The organism is Gimesia sp., from assembly GCF_040219335.1.
Lineage (GTDB): Bacteria > Planctomycetota > Planctomycetia > Planctomycetales > Planctomycetaceae > Gimesia.
In genome coordinates, this window is sequence record NZ_JAVJSQ010000019.1 from 145,286 (window position 1) to 163,683 (window position 18,398).

Below are 18,398 nucleotides of genomic sequence, written 5' to 3' on the forward strand. Positions count from 1 at the left end.
AAATTTCCGTTGAACCCCAAAGTGGTATTGGTCTGTTGTTAATTCGGATTAAAATGTCCCGTAGTAAATGTTATCGTGAGAACCCCGATTGTGAGTATGTGTGAGGTTGCGTACTGATGAGATGATTTTGATTCTCATCCAGAGAGTGTCCCAGTTTGTTTTAATCACGATCCTGTTGGGAGTGAGGTGCTTGTGCAGCGGTCATCAGAAACCTTACCTGAGGTCAGGTTGATCCTGGAACTGATCAGCAAAGGGCACTCCCTCACAGATACTCTGACGACACTGGTCGAATATCTGGAATCGAAGTGCGAGGACATGGTCTGTTCGATTCTGCTGGTGGATGAAGAAAACCGACTGCGCAACGGCGCTACGCTGCATCTGCCGGAGGAGTATGTCCGACTGACCGATGGGGTACTAATAGGTCCGGAGGTGGGTTCGTGTGGTGCGGCTGCCTATCACAACAGGCAGGTTGTGGTGAAGGATATTGAGACGGACCCTCTCTGGAAAGACTATAAAGACCTGGCTTTGAAACATGATCTGCGCGCCTGCTGGTCGACCCCGATTCGTTCTTCGACGGGAGCCGTATTGGGAACGTTTGCGATTTATTATCACAAACCGGGGGAGCCGACCGATTATCACCGGCATCTGATCGAACAGGCGGTTTACCTGGCAGCGATTGCGATCGAGCATGTCCGGATTGAAGCAGACTTACAGAAAAGCGAACAGGAGTCTCATCGGCTGCGGCAGCATCTGCAGGAGGCGATCGAATCGTTGACCGAGGGTATCGTAATTTATGATTCGGATGATCGGCTGGTGATGTGTAATTCGAAGTACCTGGAGATCTATAGTGAGAGTCGGGATATCCTGGTGCCTGGACAGCGTTTCGAGGATCACATCCGGATTTCAGCCTACCGGGGACAGGTAGCTGATGCGGTCGGCCGGGAAGAAGAATGGATTAAGGAACGAATATGCCAGCACCAGAATCCTGCAGGCAGTTTTCGCCAGAAATTGTGCAATGGGCGCTGGCTAAAGATTTCCGAACAGAGGACGGCAGAAGGAGGCATCTCTGGAGTTCGGACTGATATTACCCAGCAGGTGCTGTATGAAGAGAAATTGCGGAAATCGATTCACCTGATCGAGACTATCCGCAAGCTGCTGTCACAATACATCTCTGATACGAATCCGGATAAGGTGTTTGACGATCTGTTGCAGACGTTTTTAAATATCACAGAAAGTGAGTCCGGTTTTTTTGGAGAAGTCCGTCAAACAAAAGCGGGGATGTATGAACTGATTCCCCGGGCAAGCTGTTATCGCGCATCACTGACTGCTGACTGGGATTGTGCGGAAGTCGAGAAGAATCGGACCCGGAAATTCTTTGAACAGCAGGGATTGTTTGAACGGATCATAACAGACAAAGAGTCGCTGATTGTTAACGATATTCAGAGGGCTTACGAGGGTGACACTACGGCAGCGGGTAGATCTGATGTCGGTGTGATTAAATCGTTTCTGGTGCTCCCCGTTTTCTCCCAGGGAGAACTTTCAGGTGTAGCGGGAATCGCAAATTGTCCGTCTGGTTATGACGCAACTCTGATTGAGTTTATCAAACCACTGCTGGCTGCTGCGGGGACGCTGCTCACCGATTATCGGAATGAAGTCAGGCGACAGGAGAATGAACGGGCGCTGCAAATCTCGGAAGAGCGATTTTCCAAAATCTTTCGACTCAACCCGATTGCCAAGGGAATTCTGAGTCTGTCGACAGGCTCTGTAATCGATGTCAACGAATCATTCCTGACGACCACGCGTTATCAACGCGAAGAGGTGGTTGGGAAAACGATCCATGAACTGCAGTTCTTTCCCGATGCCAGTTACTGGGAAGAGATCATTCAGAGTGTGTGTGAAAACGGGCACGTCTATGAGCAGGAAATAGTAGCACTCATCAATGGTGGTGAAAAAAGGATCATGGACTGTTCCGCCTGGATTATTGAAAGTGACGATGAACCGCTGTTGCTGTTAATGATCAAGGATCTGACGGAACAGCGACAGACCGAAGAACAAAATCGGCAGATGCAGATTCAACTGCAACACAGCCAGAAAATCAAAGCGATCGGACAACTGGCAGCGGGAGTGGCGCACGAGTTTAATAATATTCTGGTTGGGATCAATTTGAATGCAGAGCTCATGTTGCTGACGCCTGAGGAACAGATTCGGGAAGACTTTCGGGAACCCTTGCGGGAAATTCAAAAGTCAGGCGAACGTGCTGCAGAGCTCGTCAAACAACTGCTGGCTTTCGGACGAAAGAAAGCCCCGAATACTTCCTGGTTTGATGTAAATGCACTGATCATGAATCATCGTGCCATGATTCAACGGATCCTGGGAGGTTCCGTTAAACTGATCCTGGATCTGTCACCCATGGCTGGGATGGTCTGGGCGGATGAAGCCGAGATCGAGCAGGCGTTGATGAATCTGGTCGTCAATGCGCGAGACGCGGTGGCTTCAGGCGGCGAGCTTATTTTAGGAACACAGAATGTGAATCTCACCGCAGCTCAGATGGCTGATCAGAATGGATGTCTGCCTGGAAGTTATACGCTCCTGACTGTGGCGGATACTGGTTGTGGGATGACACCCGAAGTTCTGGAGCGAATTTTTGAACCGTTTTTCACAACCAAGCCTGCAGCGGAAGGAACCGGACTGGGGTTATCCACCGTGCAGCGGAATCTGTCTGACAATGGTGGATTTATATCGGTGGATAGCCAACCGGAAGAAGGGACTCAATTTCGGGTCTACTTACCGCAGGATCAACGCATCAAGGCAACCGAAACCAGGCAGACCGAAACTCCCACGAACAATAAGCAGATGGCCGGTGGTTCGGAAACAATTCTGGTCTGCGATGACGAACCGATTGTGCTGTCGACGATATCAGCACTATTGAGTCGACTGGGGTATAAGGTGCTCCGAGCACTGGGGCCGGTGGAGGCGCTGAAAACTGTCGAAACGCATACCGAAGCGATATCGCTTTTATGTACCGACTTTAACATGCCTCAGATCAATGGCGTGGAACTGGCGCAGCGATTGACGGGGATGCGTCCCGGCTTGAAGGTGGTCTATTTATCGGGGATTGCAGAGAAGATCCCGGCTTCCGCGCTGACTGGTGGCAGCCTGGTCATCCAGAAGCCAGCCAACCTGGGAGAACTATCGGTCGTCATCCGACAGGTTCTGGATGAGGGGGCAAACCAGAAGGTCTGAATCAGCTTCGGAAGCATAAGATCTGAGAGGGATGACTTTGAAACGTTTCTTTATAATGTTCTTTCTGTATGCTGCCTGTGATTCTGTTGCGATAGCGCAGACCCCCTCGGAGTATTCTGATTGGACTGTGAATTCCGACCAGATGCCTCGTTTGCAAGAAATTGAACGTGGTGCTCCCTATTCGCTGACATTTCGTCTGGGGCATATCATTTTTACTTATGATCCAGATGCCAGAATGCGCAAGGGACTGGATAAGCAGCCCGTGGCGCTGGAATCGATGGTGCGGGTAGGGAAGGCGGTCAAGGTTTCTGAGCCGGATGCCGCATTTCGAGCGCTGGTCCATCAGCAACTGGGGCAGAAGCAGACATTTCAGTTCCAAAAAGCGCAGTTGACCAACTGGCTGGATGTGGGATCTGAGTGGGAGGTATCCTGGAAAATGTTTCCGCTCTATGGAGGCCTGGCGGAAGGTCCTGAGCAAATTCCGGTGCTGGTAGATTCGCAAGGTGCCTTGATTCCGCATGACCGTTATTTGATCGATTCGATACCGTTATTGTTGCCGAAACCGGAGATCGATCCTGAACAGAATCCCCGGTACCGGAAAACCGAGCGTCCCCGGATCTGGCCTTGTGCAAAGCTGAAGCTGGAAGCAGCAGATATCAGGCCCGAAAAAAGACTGGATTCAGATGAAATCGAGAAACGGGCGCGGCAGGCTTTTGATGACATGATCGACCGGCTGCATGAGGTCAGCAAGGCGGAGTCGTTTCAGTTTCGGTTTGTGAATCTGCAGAGAGCGCGGTTGCCCTGGAGTCTTAACTCTGAGGGGCAGATTGAGTACTTACACGTCTGGGCAGTTAATTTTCAGGAGGTACGGACAGAGAAACTGAAAACGCCCCCGGAGCTGTTCACGGTGTGGGTGAAAGAGGATGGAACGGTCGCCGATTTAGGACCGATCGACGAGCGGGACAGGAATTGAACCATGCGAAATCTTATATTACTCACGCTGTTCCTGTCGGTTGTGGTATCGTCTGCGTGGGGAGATCCCGATCAGGAACAACCACCCGATCCGATGCTGGATAGCGGACAATTTTCTTATGGATCCGACCCGAATCTCTGTGATCTGGTCCCTGACGCCGACCCGGAGACATCCTTTGATATTGGACATGTGATCTTTGCTTATCCAGTGCCTTATCGTAAAGAAGGTGATCCACATCCTGTTCCTCTTGATTCCGTTGTGCCCGTTGCGCAAGTGATGAAGCTTGTCACTCCCGACAAAGCGCTCAAAGCACTCGTCAATCAGCAATTAAATTATAATCATGCATTCCATCTCAGTGAGGTAGAACTCGTCTCACTGAAACCGGTAGGTTATCGCTGGCAAGTCGTCTGGTTGCTTTTTCCAAGTCCGGGTGGTTTTTCAGGGGTGCCCTATCGTTATCGGGCGCTGGTTTCGGATCGGGGAAAGGTGATCCTGCCTGATCTTTATATTTACGACGCCTACAGCTTGTCGGATTGGAGAGAAAGGCTGTGTTCTAATCTCCAGTTGAACGTGAAACCTGAAGCAGAGCAGAAGAAATTGTCTCAGCAGCAGATTGAGAGACGGGGGCGAAAGACGCTGGAGAAGTTTCTGAGGAAAGTGAAAGTCGCCCCCGGAAAGAAACCGGTAGAGTTTGAGTTTCTGAATTGTCGATCCCTCGACTTGCCGCTGAGCGTGGGAGTGGATGGAGAACTGCAGTACCTGAAAGTCTGGGGGGTTAATTTCAAGGAGGTGCGTGAAGCGGATGCGGATCAGACCGAGGAAATGTTTACGGTCTGGGTGTCCGAATATGGAGCCGTCTCCGAGTTGAAGCTCTTTTCCCGGGAATGGTAGCGCCTGTTAGCTTCGGCATAGATCGGAGGCGAACCTGTGAGGCTTGCTGGCTGTCTTGTCGATGTCGTGTTTTTGTGTGAGAACTTAGCTAGGGATACAGCTTGATGCCTGTCTGGGATGCGGATCAGTATTTAAAATATCAGCGTGAACGGACGCAGCCTGCCATCGATCTGGCAGCACGGGTACAGCTGGAATCGCCTGAGCAGATTGTGGATATAGGCTGTGGTCCTGGGAACAGTACCGCGGTTCTGGCACAGCGTTTTCCCGGGGCAAAGCTGAGTGGTCTGGACAGCTCTGCAGAAATGCTGGAGACTGCGCGGGAGGCTCTGCCTGACGTACACTGGTTCCAGACTGATATCACCACGTGGCAACCGGATGAGGCATTTGATCTGTTGTTTTCCAATGCCGTTCTGCAGTGGGTGCCGGACCATGAAACGATCTTTCCCCGGCTGATGAGTTTTCTCAAATCCGGTGGGGCGCTGGCGGTGCAACTGCCCGCGCATTACGCATCTCCCCTGCACCGCTGTGTGGTTGAGCTTTCCCAGCTACCGGACTGGCATGATGTAACCGCTGCTGCCCGACAGGCGCTGGGCTGTGAATCGCGGTCATTCTATTACGATCTGCTGGCTCCGTTGAGTTCCCAGCTGGAACTCTGGGAGACTGAATATGTCCATGTGATGGAGAGTGTCGAGGCCATCCTGGAGTGGTTCCGGGGAACGGGACTGCGACCCTATCTGGAAGCGTTGCCCGATGCTGCCACCCGTGACCGGTTCGAGGCGGAACTGCTGAAGCGTTTTGCGAATGCTTATCCCCTGCAACAGAACGGAAACGTGTTGTTTCCGTTTCGCAGGTTTTTTCTGGTGGCGTATCGATAAATGAGATACATCACTGTTTGAATGTTTTTTAATTTCTCTCTGGGGACCTGATGTGGTGAACGTGATGTCGTATTGTGTGTTGCTGGGGTTGCTCTGCCTGTGGGCTACGGGCAGCCGGTGTCTGTCGAGGCTGGGGTTAAAAACCGGCTCCTGTTGTCTGACGGCAATTGTGTTCGGTTGTTTCGGGCTGAGTTACCTGGTGGGCCTGTTCTACAATTTCGGGCTGTATAATTCAGGTCATTTTTCGACGGCGATTCTGCTGAGCTATCTGCTGGTAGCCCTGGTCGTCAGCCTGTTTTTGATTCCCCTTTCCTTCGTGGCTGCTCTCTATACACCCTCAGCCAGTCTGCGGATTCTTGAGCGTTTTAAACAGGTATGAGCACTGGTATGGACTGGACTTGAACAAGCTGCGCCGATTCATACCATTCCTGTCCGATTGATCTACTTCAGATAGGTAATGTATCAGACTCCTGCTGGAACTTAAGGAAATGTCTTCGATCTTCAGTGCAGAAATTAACCGGGATGGATTCCAGATCTGCCGAGAACCGCTTCCCCAGGACACGTTGGCGCAGTTCGAAGCTGTAATTGATTCCGCCAGGGAAGACAGTTATCGACAACGACGCAGCGGTACACGTTATGCGATTCGCAATGCCCATCTGGTTTTACCCGGACTGCGATCGTTGCTTGAAGAGGGAGTGCTCAAGGAACTGGCGGCTGACGTGTTGCAGGAGCCAGTCAGCCTGGTGAGTGCGACACTGTTTGATAAGCGTCCCGGTGCGAACTGGTTCGTGCCGCCGCATCAGGATCTGCAGGTTCCGATTCAGGGACGCATCGAGGATGAGGACTGGACGAACTGGTCTGTCAAAGCGGAGCAGCAATACGTCGAACCGCCATTGAACGTCTTTCAACAGATGCTGGCAGTGCGAGTTCACCTTGATGAGTGCCCCGGTGAAAACGGGGCGCTGGAGGTGGTTCCGCGGAGTCATCGCAGGCGGCTCACTGAGGATGAAGTTGCTTTGATCCCCGAACAGGAGTTCCAACTCTGCCCGGTCGATGCCGGTGAAGTGTTGTTGATGAACCCTCTGCTGGTGCATCGTTCGCGTAGTTGCCAGTTACCACGGCGGCGACGAGTGCTGCATGTGGTTTATTCCAGTTCCGAACTGCCGGAAGGGATGGGTTGGACATAATTGAATGATATTCTCAGGTTGTTACCACATCTTCCACTTCCAGTGTGACCCGCGTCGATTTGAAGCCGGGAGTTTTTGACAAGGGATCGACGGTGTGTGGTACCAGGACGTTGGCTTCGGGATAATACATCAGGGCGCTGCCTGCGCGGATGTCGAATTCGCGGACAAGGATATACGGCATCTCCCCTGCCTCGCTTTTGACTTTCACGCGTTGATCGGGTTTGAGGCCGAGACGGTCGATGTCGGCCCGGTTCATCAGGATGACGTCACGGCGTTCCTGTCCGCGGTAGATGTCTTCCTCGTCGTAGACGACGCTGTTGAACTGGCCTTCGGAACGAATGGTGATCAGCCGCAGTTCATTTTCTGCAACGGAGAGATCGGGCAGCGGGAGGGCGTGGAATTTCGCTTTGCCGCTCTCGGTGGGGAAGTTGTATTCTTCGACGGCGCGGCCGGTGACGTGGAATTCTCTGTGAGTCTGGAGTGTTTCTTTCATGTTTTCGTAGCCGGGGATCAGGTCGGCGATCAGTTCCTGGATGGCGCTGTGGCTCTCCAGTTTTTTCCAGTCGATGCGGTCATCGCCGGCGAACAGTTTCTGGCCGATGGCCGCCAGGATCGAGACTTCGCTGCGAGGGCCGGTGAACCGGGATTTGCCGCCGTCACTCATGCGGACGTAGCTGAACATGGACTCCTGAGTCGTGGGCTCGGGTTCTTCGTCGCGGGGAAGTACGGGCAGGATCAGGGTTTCTTCGCCGGTTCCCCAGACATGACCGGTATTCAGCGTAGTCGAAAGGTAGAGCACAGTTTTGATGCGGCTCATGGCTTCAAGTGCGTATTTGGTATCAGGGTTACTGCCGAAGAGGTTGCCTCCGAGACAGAACGCGAAGTCGATCTCGCCGCGATGGGAGGCTTCCATGCAGGCCATTGTGTCGTAACCGGGCGTGGTGGGAACTTTGATGCCGAGCTGTTTCTCGAAGCGTTCGAGCATCGCCTGTTTCATTCCGGGAACGACGCCCACCGAACCGAGGCCCTGCACATTGCTATGGCCGCGGATGGGCATCAGTCCCGCTTTACGGCGGCCGACCATGCCACGGAGCAACGAGAAGTTGACGATCGACTGCACACTGTTGGTACCATGAAGATGATGCGTGATTCCCATGCACCAGCCGATGACGACGTTTTTCGCGGAGAGATACTGGTCTGCGATGTTCCGAATGGTTTCTCTGTCGACGCCGCTCTGGGCGATGATGTCGTCCCAGCTGGTTTCTGTGACCTGTTGTTTGAAAGCGTCATAGTTTTCGGTGTGTGCGTCGATAAATGCCTGGTCGTGTGCGTTGCGTTCCAGGACTTCTTTCGAGAGGCCGATCAGCAGGGCCATGTCACCGCCGACGTGTGGTTGTACGTAGGTGGATGCGATGCTGGAGCCAAAGAGCAGACTGCGGACGTCACTGGGAACCTTGAAATTAACGAGCCCCAGTTCCTTGACCGGATTGACGACGATGACTTTGCCGCCCCGTCTGCGGATTTCCATGAAGGCCTTCATCAGGCGAGGATGATTCGATGAAGGGTTTGCGCCGATCAGGATGTAGAGGTCGGTGTGATCCAGATCTTCCAGACGGAGTGTGCCGGCTCCGGTGCCAATACTCGAACCCAGGCCGACGCCACTGGCCTGATGACAGTAAAAGGAGCAGTTATTCACGAAGTTGGTGCCCATAAGACGGGACATCAACTGGAAGAGGAAGCCGGCTTCGTTGGAGGAGCGGCCGCTGGCATAGTAGAAGGTTCGCTCGGGGCCTGCGGCTTTGAGACGCTCGACGACCAGGTCGAAGGCTTCGTCCCAGGAAATCGGCTTGTAATGTTTTTCGCCGGGCGAGAGCAGCAGTGGCTGGGTGAGACGGCCACTGTATTCGAGCTTGCGAGAGGACATCGAGCGGAGCTGGTCGATGTTGTTTTTCGCGAAGAAGTCATTAGCGACAGCGGGCTGCATGTCGGCGGCCATTGCCTGGAAGGATTTTTTGCAGACCTCGGGGAACAGACCGGCTTCGTTGACCATGCCCCCTTTCTGTCCCCCCATGCCAACCGCGCAGGTCTTACAGGCATTGCGGGTCCGCATGGATTTCCAGAGCTTCCACCAGCCGACCTTGTTTGCCAGTGTCAGACTGTATTTGATCGCCTTCCAACCGCCGCCGCTTCGTGGAGCTTTCACTTTGATGCCTTCCTATGTTGTTCCTCAGGAGCACACTGCAGCCAACCAGATGAATTTCGGATAAAGGTAAACGGGAATCTTTTACCAAAATCTGAAACCATTGTGAGTTACGTCGAGTATATCCAAAGGAAAGAGAGCAATCAATCTGGCCGGGCTCTATTCTGTACAGTGGGGGTTGCGGGGGTTTCCGGGCGGTTGATAGAATGAACGCACCCGTCGTTACCAGTTCTGGAGGAAGGATCGCTTATGTTTCGTTTTAGTATCACATTCCTGTGTGCGCTCACATTGCTGGGCACCAGTTCCCTGCTCGCTGAAGCTAAAACCAAATCGTCGCAGGATGCCTCCCACACGTTTCGGCTGCCAACCGCTCAGGGAAAAGTGGTCGAGTTAACGGCAGAGCCAGAGACGAAAGCGACGGTGGTCTGCTTTCTGGGGGCGGAATGTCCGCTGGCCCGGCTGTATGGTCCCAAGCTGAATGAAATGCAGGCTGCTTACGCGGCGCAGGGTGTCCAGTTCATCGGCGTGAACAGCAATCAGCAGGACTCCCTGGAAGATGTCAAACAGTACGTCAAGCGGTACGAGATCTCGTTCCCGATGGCGAAGGACTATAACAACGAAGTCGCCGACCGATTTCAAGCGGTGCGCACACCTGAAGTTTTTGTACTGGATCAGCAGCTGGCCGTCCGGTATCGTGGGCGGATCGATAACCAGTACCTGCCAGGCATCTCACGAGCTGAGACGACCACACATGATCTGAAGAACGCACTGGATCAACTGCTGGCAGGCAAGCCGATTGAAGTGTCCGAGACCAAACCGAATGGCTGTTTTATTGGCCGAGTGAAGCAGAATGAAGTGACCACCAAACTGACTTTCTGCAAGGAAGTCGCGGGGGTATTGCATCGTCATTGTGTGGAATGCCATCGCACAGGGGAAATCGCACCATTCAGTCTGACGGATTACGATGAAGTTCGTGGCTGGGCGGATACGATGCTGGAGACTATTGAAGATGGTCGAATGCCCCCCTGGCACGCCAGTCCGAAATACGGTCATTACGCGAATGCACGGTTCATGCCCGAAAAAGACAAGGAAATTCTACGGGAATGGGTGACCGGGGGCATGCCCTATGGTGATATCAAGGATTTGCCGGAACTGCCCAAGTTCCGCGAAGGCTGGCACCTGCCCCGAGTGCCGGATGTCGTTTATGAAATGCGGAAGCGACCCTTTGTTGTTCCGAAAGAGGGTGTCGTGGAATATCAGTATTTCGTCGTCGATCCCGGGTTCAAAGAGGATAAGTGGATCACCGGAGCACAGGTCCTGCCGGGTAACCGGTCGGTCGTGCATCATGCGATTGTTTTCATTCGTCCTCCTGATGGCGCTGACTTCCGTGGGATCGGCTGGTTGACGGCTTATGTACCGGGACAGCGGATCAACATGCTGCCTCCCGGTCGGGCTCGCAAGGTTCCCGCCGGCTCGAAACTGGTATTTCAGATGCATTACACGCCGACGGGATCGGTGGCAGAAGACATTTCGAAAGTCGGTTTGATTTTCGGCAAAGATGAGGAGATATCCCACGAAGTCTTTACGCTGATTGGTATTGATCAGGAATTCGAAATTCCGCCGCACGCCAGTGATTTCCCGGTCTCGGCGAAGGTTCGTCGCATACCACCACATGCCGAACTGCTGGCGATTGCCCCGCACATGCATCTGCGCGGGAAATCGTTCCGCCTGTTTACAAAGCAGGATAAGAAGAAAGAGATTCTGCTCGATGTGCCCAATTACGATTTCAACTGGCAGCACATCTATGAACTGAGCAAGCCCATGTCGCTGGATACGGTCGACGGTCTTGAGTTCACGGTGAAATTCGATAATTCGAAAGACAATCCGTTCAACCCGGATCCCAATGAATATGTAACCTGGGGCGATCAGACCTGGGAAGAGATGGCGATTGCTTTCTTTGAAGTGGCTGAACCCCGGAAACAGAAGTCTCAGGATACGAAACCCAAGCCAGAGAAAAAACTGACTAAAGCGGAAGCGGAGAAACAGCGGGAGGCGGAGTTGAAAAAAGAGCTCGATAAACGTGCCGCTGCTTTTTTCAAACGGTTCGACAAGAATGGCGATGGACGCGTTGATGTGGAAGAAGTCCCGCTGGCAACACAGCGCTACGGGCGCATCCGGGATGATAATGGTGACGGTGTGATTCAGAGAGAGGAACTCAGATTGCAGGTTCGCTAATACCTGAAGCTGGTTGAGATTCAGCGCCTGGCAATCTTCAACCTGATCTCTTTAATATTCTACCACTGAGAGAAAGTGAATCGCGCGTGTCTCGTACGTTCAATCGCTGTTCGGTCTGGATGGTTGACCATCCCCTGCTGGTAACTCTGTTCATTCTACTGCTGAGTGGAATCGCACTGCTGGGGTACACCATGCCCGAGGAGGTTCGCGACTGGTTCACAGCAAAACCCGAACCGGTTCCCCAGATAGAACAGCAGAAAGCGGATAAGCCGCGGAAAGTTCGGGAGTCGCCGCCCGATGTCGACCCGATCAGCCTGACCGACGCTGATACGATCCTGGTGATTGATTCCGATCAGTTCTTCACCGCCGACGGCATCAAGGCCCTGCGGGAGATCGTTGCCGAGATCGAATCGCTGGATTACGTCGAAAGTGTTTTCTGGCTGGAGGATATTCCCAACCTGAATATCTTCGGCCTGCGGGAACCAATCCTCCCGAATGAGCGGGCCTCCCAGAAACGGCTCGATGACGCTAAGGAAAAAGCGATTAAACATCCGCTGGTAGGCGGCCAGCTGTTATCAGTAGATGCGCAGACCATTCTGCTGATGGTCAAATTCAATTGGATGTATGTGACGGACGACGATGCCTGTACGACCGGATTGAAAGAAGTCGCGAAAAAAGTCGTTGCTGAATATCCGGATGTGAAGTTTTCCTTCACGACCACCGGCCGTGTACCCATCTATCTGACCGCGGTGCGCACGCATAATGCGAACAAGGTCAAGTACCAGGTGATCGGCTATGGGATGATTCTGCTGATGGCCATCATTCTGTTCCGGGGGATCACGGCGGTGATTATCGTGGCCCTGGCACCGATGTTCGGCGTGTTTCTGACGATGGGAATTATCCAGTTCTTCGATTTCCAGGACAACCCGTTTAACGACGTGGTACTGCCGGTTTTGTTGAGTCTGGTGGGGTTAACCGACGGCGTGCATCTGATGGTGCAGATCCGCCGCCATCGGGCTTCTGGTCTGTCGGGAAGGGATGCTGCCCGGCGTGGAATTCAGGAAGTGGGGCTGGCCTGCTTTCTGACTTCGGTCACGACGGCCATCGGCTTCGGTTCGCTTTCGCTGGCTCATCATGAGACGGTCCGCGAATTTGGTTACAGCTGTGTGGTCGGCGTGCTGTTGACTTTCATTGCGGTGGTGACGGTGATTCCCCTGGCCTGCCGCACCTGGCTGGGGCGTTCCATTCATGTGGGATACGGTAAGGGCGTCATCGATAAGAACCTGAACCGGATCAGCGTGATTATCGAAATGGTGTTGAAACGTGCGGGGTGGATCAGCAAGGTGGGCATCGGGCTGACGGCGGTACTGATTCTGATTTCGCTGACATTGCGTCCCGATGAACGCCGGGCCAATATGCTGCCCGATGGTTCGGAAGCAGCGACTGCCTTGAATCATATGGACCAGGCGATGGGAGGGCTCGAGCATTCGCGGGTTGAGGTGAAATGGTCGGATGAGGTCGATTCGGATTCGCCCGAAGTTCTGGTTGCCATCAGCGAAGTGGATCAACTGCTGAACCAGGAAGCGTTGATTGGTCATCCGATTTCGATTGTGAATATTCTGTCTGCTCTGCCTGGTGAGGGGCCCCCTGAAGAGCGGATGTCGATGATCGACCTGCTGCCTCCACCGTTGAAACGGGCGTTTTATACGCCGGAACGGAACCAGGCGACGGTCAGTTTTCACGTTCAGGATCTGGGCATTGCCAAATATGGGCCGACCTTCACGCGCATTGAAGAGGGGCTGGCCGAGATTGGAAGTCAGCATCCGGAGTTCCAGTTTCAGTTGACCGGCTCAGCTGTCTGGCGCTGGCGGAACCTGTACCAGATCGTCGTCGATCTGGCGTCCAGTCTGGGGAGTGCTGCGATTATCATCCTGATTGTGCTGGCGATCGCGTTTCGTTCATTACGACTGGGGCTGATTTCAATCATTCCCAACATGTTCCCTCTGGCCGTGACGGGGACCTTCCTGGTCTTTACGGGACAGGCACTCGAGATTGTCAGCGTTTGTGCATTTACGGTTTGTCTGGGGATTGCCGTCGACGATACAATTCACTTCCTGACCCGTTTCCGGGAGGAACAGCTCCAGAATGAGAGTGACGACGAAGCAATCCGCAAGGCGTTTACCGGCGTGGGGACCGCGTTAATCATGACGACGGTCATCCTGGTCGCCGGATTCTCGACTGTGATCTTCAGCGACATGCGGGATCAGCGGATCTTCGCCATCATGAGCGGCCTGACAATTGGCTCAGCCCTGTTTGGCGATCTCATCTTCCTGCCGGCACTGCTGGCCCGCTATGCCAAACGCTCACAGGTCCCTGCGATGGAGGAAGAGGAATTGATTGCCGATGAACCGATGCAAGAGTCGCTGGTACGGGAATAAAACCCCTTTTTTGTGATGACACAATGGTCGACGGCTGTTCTTGTAAGTAAACTTAAATAATTTGACGCGGCTGCCGATATAGGGTACTATAGGACCTCACCAAAACAGTTAATTTCACAGCCTTTATGTGACTTAACTCCCGCCCTGAATGAGTTTCCTCTGAAAAAGGAATCCTGCCTTGTATATCCGCGCCATCGCTTTCCTGCTGACGGCTGTTTCTGCCTGTCTCCTCGGGAGTGAATCGAGCTCCGCCGCTGATTCGCGAGTGACTTTTGAAAAAGACATTCGGCCCATTTTCAAGGCGTACTGCTTTCACTGTCATGGCGAGGAGAAAGAACTTTCCGGTGCGCTGGATGTGCGGTTACGCCGCCTGATCATGAAGGGCGGCGATTCTGGAGGCGCTGTCATTCCTGGAAAACATGCAGAGAGCCTGCTGTTTCAGTATGTCGAATCGGGAGACATGCCCCCCGATGAGAAACTGCGGTTGAAGCCGGAAGAAGTCGCCCTGATTGCGAAATGGATCGACCAGGGGGCAAAGACAGAGGGGCCGGAACCCGAAGGGGACATCAAGCCGGGCGACTTCCTGATCACCGGCGATGAACGCTCCCACTGGGCGTTTCGTCCCATTCAGAAAGCTGCTCTGCCCGAACTGCCTCAGTTAAAAAAAGAGAATGGAAAGCAACCGCTCAATCCGGTCGATGCCTTCATCGCACGAAAGCTGAAACAGAACGGTCTCTGGTTTTCTGAAGAAGCAGATCGACTGACGCTGATCAGACGGGCTGCGTTTGACCTGACCGGTCTCCCCCCTGCTCCGGAAGACGTCGATACCTACCTGGCAGACAAGTCGCCTGAAGCATATGAAAAGATGGTCGATCGGCTGCTGGAATCGCCGCATTACGGGGAACGCTGGGCGCGGCACTGGCTGGATGTTGCCGGCTATGCCGACTCAGAAGGCTACAACGACAAAGATATTATCCGTCCTGATGCCTGGCATTATCGGGATTATGTGATTCGTTCTCTGAATGCAGACAAGCCTTGGGATCAGTTTATCACCGAGCAGCTCGCCGGCGATGAAATGGTTAAAGCCACGCATGCGACGGCTCAGAAACTGGTAGACCAGGATCCCGCGGTCTGTGAGAAGCTGACGGCGACCGGCTACCTGCGGCTGGCTCCCGATGGGACCGGCTCAAGTCCGATGGATCCTGCGATCGCACGCAACCAGGTCATTACAGAGACGGTGAAGATCATGTCCTCTTCACTGCTGGGCATGACCGTGGGCTGTGCGGAGTGCCATCATCACCGCTTCGACCCGATTCCGCAGGAAGACTTTTATCGTCTGCGGGCGGTGATTGCTCCCGTGTATGACGATCAAAAATGGCGGATGCCTGTCAGTCGACGGGCGGCCCTGATGTCAGCAGAAGATAAAGCCAAGGCTGCAAAGCTGTCAGCGCAGGTCAAGGAACTGGATGCCGAGCACAACAAGGTTAAAGCGGAAGTGACCCAGCTGATTGCCGAGCGGGTGCTGAAGGAAGTCCCCGAGACAGACCGCGAACAGGCGCGAACCGCTTATGAAACCGCGGTTAAAGAACGTTCAAAAGAGCAGGCGGATTTTCTGAAACAGAAATACCCGATGCTGGACCTGCTGGTGCCGGGACGCCTGCATCTGTTCCTGGCCCGTTTCAAAGATGGAAACGATTTGAAGAAACAGTATGAGGATATCAAGGCGGAAGCAGACAAGCTGCGGGCGCAGATTCCCAAACCGGAATACATTCGCGTCGCGACCGAGGACACACAGCACCTGCCCCAGACCTTTGTTTTTTATCGGGGGGATATCTCTTCCCCTGAGAAAGATTTGATTGCTCCCGGTGGTCTGACAGTGATTTCTTCCAAAGCAGACAACACGTTTGAGCTGAATGATCCCCAGCTGCCGACCACGGGACGTCGGCTGGCGTATGCCCGCTATCTGACCAATGGAAAGCATCCACTGGTGGCGCGGGTGCTGATGAACCGGTTCTGGATGCATCATTTCGGACAGGCGATTGTCGATTCCACGGGTGACTTTGGTTCCCGGTCTTCCGTCCCCACGCATCCCGAACTGCTGGACTGGCTGGCGGCTGACTTTATGGAACAGGGCTGGCAACTCAAACGCATCCATCGCCTGATCATGACCTCACGGACTTACAAGCAGACCTCAGCAACCCACTCCGAACAAGCTGCCGCGATTGACTCTGATAACCGTCTCTACTGGCGCATGACAATGCAACGCCTGGAGGCGGAATCGATCCGCGATGCTATTCTAGCGGTCAGCGGCGAATTGAACCGGGAGCAGTTTGGTGAGCCAGTACCGGTTGCATTGGCGGACAGCGGCATTATTACGGTCGGTGCTGGTAAAGTGTCAAAAGATCGCCGGGAACTGAAACGTTCCATTTACGTGCAGGTCCGGCGGACCCAGCCGGTGACAATGCTGAATGCTTTTGATGCCCCCAGCATGGAGCCCAACTGCGAGCGACGGGTCTTTTCGACAGTGGCAACACAGTCACTGGCGCTGCTCAATAGTGAATTCATGCGGAATCAATCTGAGGCCTTTGCTAAGCGGGTCCTCACCACGGCAGGGAAAGACGCCGACGATACTAAGCTAATCAAGACAGCCTGGAAGCTGGCTTTAAGTAGTGAGCCTTCCCCGGCTGAACTGCAGGCGCTGGAGAAAAACTTCGCGCTGCAGTTGAAAGAATATCAGACAAAGAAAGCCAAACAGCCTCGGGAGGAAGCACTGGCTGCCGTCTGTCATGTGCTGTTTGGAACCAACCAGTTTCTGTATGTGGAATGAGCGGGAAATGACGCCCGTTTCCTGACAGAATATAAATATCGATCTCCAGAGGGAGTCTCTCGTGTCTCAATTTATCAATCAAAACTCCGCCAGCTCTCGCCGTCACTTTCTGGCCCAGAGTGCCTTTGGCGTCTCCTCACTGGCACTGGCCTCGCTGTTAAACGACGAACAGCTGCTGGCGGCTCCGGAAAAGCCGGCTCTGGAAGAGAAAACGTACGATCTGCTGCCGAAGCAGACCAGCCATCCGGCCCGCGCCAAATCGATGATCTCAATTTTCTGCGGTGGTGGACCGAGTCACCTGGATCTGTTCGATCGAAAGCCGACACTCGACAAGTATGCGGGCAAGAGATTTCCCGGCGACGGAATCAAATACGATAACGCCGGTCAGGCGACTTCGATCATCATGCCCTCTCCCAACACGTTTGAGAAGTGTGGTGAATCGGGGATGGAGATCAACACCGCCCTGCTACCCCACCTGGGAGAGATTGTTGACGATATCACGCTGATTCGCTCTATGCAGCTGCCCAATATTCGGAATCACGTGGCCGGCATGCGGGCCATGACCACCGGTCGGGGGCGAGAAGGCTGGCCTTCCCTGGGGAGCTGGATCACCTATGGTCTGGGAGCCGAGACACAGAATCTGCCGGCGTTTGTAGCGATTACGATTCCCCGCAACCCGGTCGGATCGCCTTACTGGGACAGCCGCCACTTACCTTCGATTTATCAGGGGACGGTTGTCAGCAAGTCAGAGCCGCGAATTGCGAATCTGAATCCGATCCGGGAACTGCGTGGGAAGCCCCAGTCGAATCAGCTGGACCTGCTGAAAGAACTGAATCAGATCCACCAGCAGCGCCATCCCGGCGAAGACGATCTGGCAGCCCGCATTGCCAGCTATGAGCTGGCGGCCCGGATGCAAACCGCAGCGACCGAGGCACTCGATCTGACTAAAGAGACCGAAGCCACCCATCAGATGTACGGAGCCGATGATCCGGTGACCAAAGAATTCGCGGATGCCTGTATGCTGGCCCGTCGATTCGTGGAACGTGGTGTCCGTTTCGTGCAGATCTGGAATTACGCCTGGGACATGCACGAGAACATTTTCGCTGCACTGGAATCCCGTTGTAAAACCTGTGATAAGCCGTGTGCGGCACTGGTAACCGATTTGAAGAATCGGGGACTGCTGGATTCCACGATGGTCCAGTGGGGCGGCGAAATGGGGCGTCTGCCTGTCATTCAGGACCGCGGTAAAGGCAAGAAACCGGGACGCGACCATAACACGGAAGGTTTCAGTATCTGGATGGCCGGTGGTGGCATCAAAGAGGGGCACATTCATGGAGCGACAGATGACTTCGGTCACCGAGCGGTTCAAGATGTGGTGACCCAGCATGACTTCCATGCAACTTTGCTGCATCAGTTCGGTCTGAACTATGAGGGCCTGAATTTCGAACATAACGCCCAGTCAGTCGCACTGGTCGAACCCGGTCAGGGAAAGGTGGCGTCTGGCATCCTCAAGTAATCCCCTTGCGCAA

11 protein-coding genes are annotated in these 18,398 nt (G+C 53.9%); 10 read left to right on the top strand and 1 reads right to left on the bottom strand.

The genetic code is table 11. The features are described from left to right. Positions 1-192 precede the first annotated feature (192 nt). From RID21_RS15730 to RID21_RS15755, 6 genes are all read left to right on the top strand, one after another. Positions 193-3,243, top strand: a complete 3,051-nt coding sequence (locus RID21_RS15730) for a GAF domain-containing protein (RefSeq protein ID WP_350190419.1) — start codon at positions 193-195, stop codon at positions 3,241-3,243. Between the two features lie 142 nt (positions 3,244-3,385). Then, a complete protein-coding gene (locus tag RID21_RS15735; protein WP_350190421.1) occupies positions 3,386-4,216 on the top strand; it encodes a hypothetical protein in 831 nt (276 codons plus the stop codon). 3 nt (positions 4,217-4,219) lie between these two features. Then, entirely contained in the window at positions 4,220-5,107 is an 888-nt protein-coding gene (locus RID21_RS15740) for a hypothetical protein (RefSeq protein ID WP_350190423.1), read from the top strand. 104 nt (positions 5,108-5,211) lie between these two features. Then, on the top strand, positions 5,212-5,982 hold the full coding sequence (gene tam, locus RID21_RS15745) for a trans-aconitate 2-methyltransferase (protein ID WP_350190425.1): 771 nt from the start codon (positions 5,212-5,214) through the stop codon (positions 5,980-5,982). A gap of 55 nt (positions 5,983-6,037) precedes the next feature. After that, a complete protein-coding gene (locus RID21_RS15750; protein WP_350190427.1) occupies positions 6,038-6,361 on the top strand; it encodes a hypothetical protein in 324 nt (107 codons plus the stop codon). 109 nt (positions 6,362-6,470) lie between these two features. Beyond that, positions 6,471-7,169 carry a phytanoyl-CoA dioxygenase family protein gene (locus tag RID21_RS15755; RefSeq protein ID WP_350190429.1) on the top strand — a complete coding sequence of 233 codons (699 nt, stop codon included), beginning with the start codon at positions 6,471-6,473 and terminating at the stop codon, positions 7,167-7,169. A 13-nt stretch (positions 7,170-7,182) separates the two neighbouring features. Here the strand turns inward: RID21_RS15755 and RID21_RS15760 are convergent, their stop codons facing one another. Beyond that, positions 7,183-9,372, bottom strand: a complete 2,190-nt coding sequence (locus RID21_RS15760) for an FdhF/YdeP family oxidoreductase (RefSeq protein WP_350190431.1) — start codon at positions 9,370-9,372, stop codon at positions 7,183-7,185. A 246-nt stretch (positions 9,373-9,618) separates the two neighbouring features. Here RID21_RS15760 and RID21_RS15765 point away from each other — a divergent pair, with 246 nt between their 5' ends. The 4 genes from RID21_RS15765 (at position 9,619) to RID21_RS15780 (ending at position 18,385) form a co-directional block, all read left to right on the top strand. Further along, complete coding sequence (locus tag RID21_RS15765; protein ID WP_350190433.1) at positions 9,619-11,604, top strand: redoxin domain-containing protein; 1,986 nt, start codon at positions 9,619-9,621, stop codon at positions 11,602-11,604. Between the two features lie 86 nt (positions 11,605-11,690). Next, positions 11,691-14,042, top strand: coding sequence for an efflux RND transporter permease subunit (locus RID21_RS15770; RefSeq protein WP_350190435.1), 2,352 nt, complete (start codon positions 11,691-11,693; stop codon positions 14,040-14,042). A gap of 178 nt (positions 14,043-14,220) precedes the next feature. Beyond that, entirely contained in the window at positions 14,221-16,869 is a 2,649-nt protein-coding gene (locus RID21_RS15775; RefSeq protein WP_350190437.1) for a PSD1 and planctomycete cytochrome C domain-containing protein, read from the top strand. A gap of 61 nt (positions 16,870-16,930) precedes the next feature. Continuing rightward, positions 16,931-18,385 carry a DUF1501 domain-containing protein gene (locus tag RID21_RS15780; protein WP_232106828.1) on the top strand — a complete coding sequence of 485 codons (1,455 nt, stop codon included), beginning with the start codon at positions 16,931-16,933 and terminating at the stop codon, positions 18,383-18,385. Positions 18,386-18,398 lie beyond the last annotated feature (13 nt).

Bases quoted from the DNA above. Each gene is read 5' to 3' on its own strand.
- RID21_RS15740 (WP_350190423.1), top strand. From the start codon at position 4,220: ATGCGAAATCTTATATTACTCACGCTGTTCCTGTCGGTTGTGGTATCG.
- RID21_RS15765 (WP_350190433.1), top strand. From the start codon at position 9,619: ATGTTTCGTTTTAGTATCACATTCCTGTGTGCGCTCACATTGCTGGGC.
- RID21_RS15735 (WP_350190421.1), top strand. From the start codon at position 3,386: ATGCCTCGTTTGCAAGAAATTGAACGTGGTGCTCCCTATTCGCTGACA.
- tam (WP_350190425.1), top strand. From the start codon at position 5,212: ATGCCTGTCTGGGATGCGGATCAGTATTTAAAATATCAGCGTGAACGG.
- RID21_RS15755 (WP_350190429.1), top strand. From the start codon at position 6,471: ATGTCTTCGATCTTCAGTGCAGAAATTAACCGGGATGGATTCCAGATC.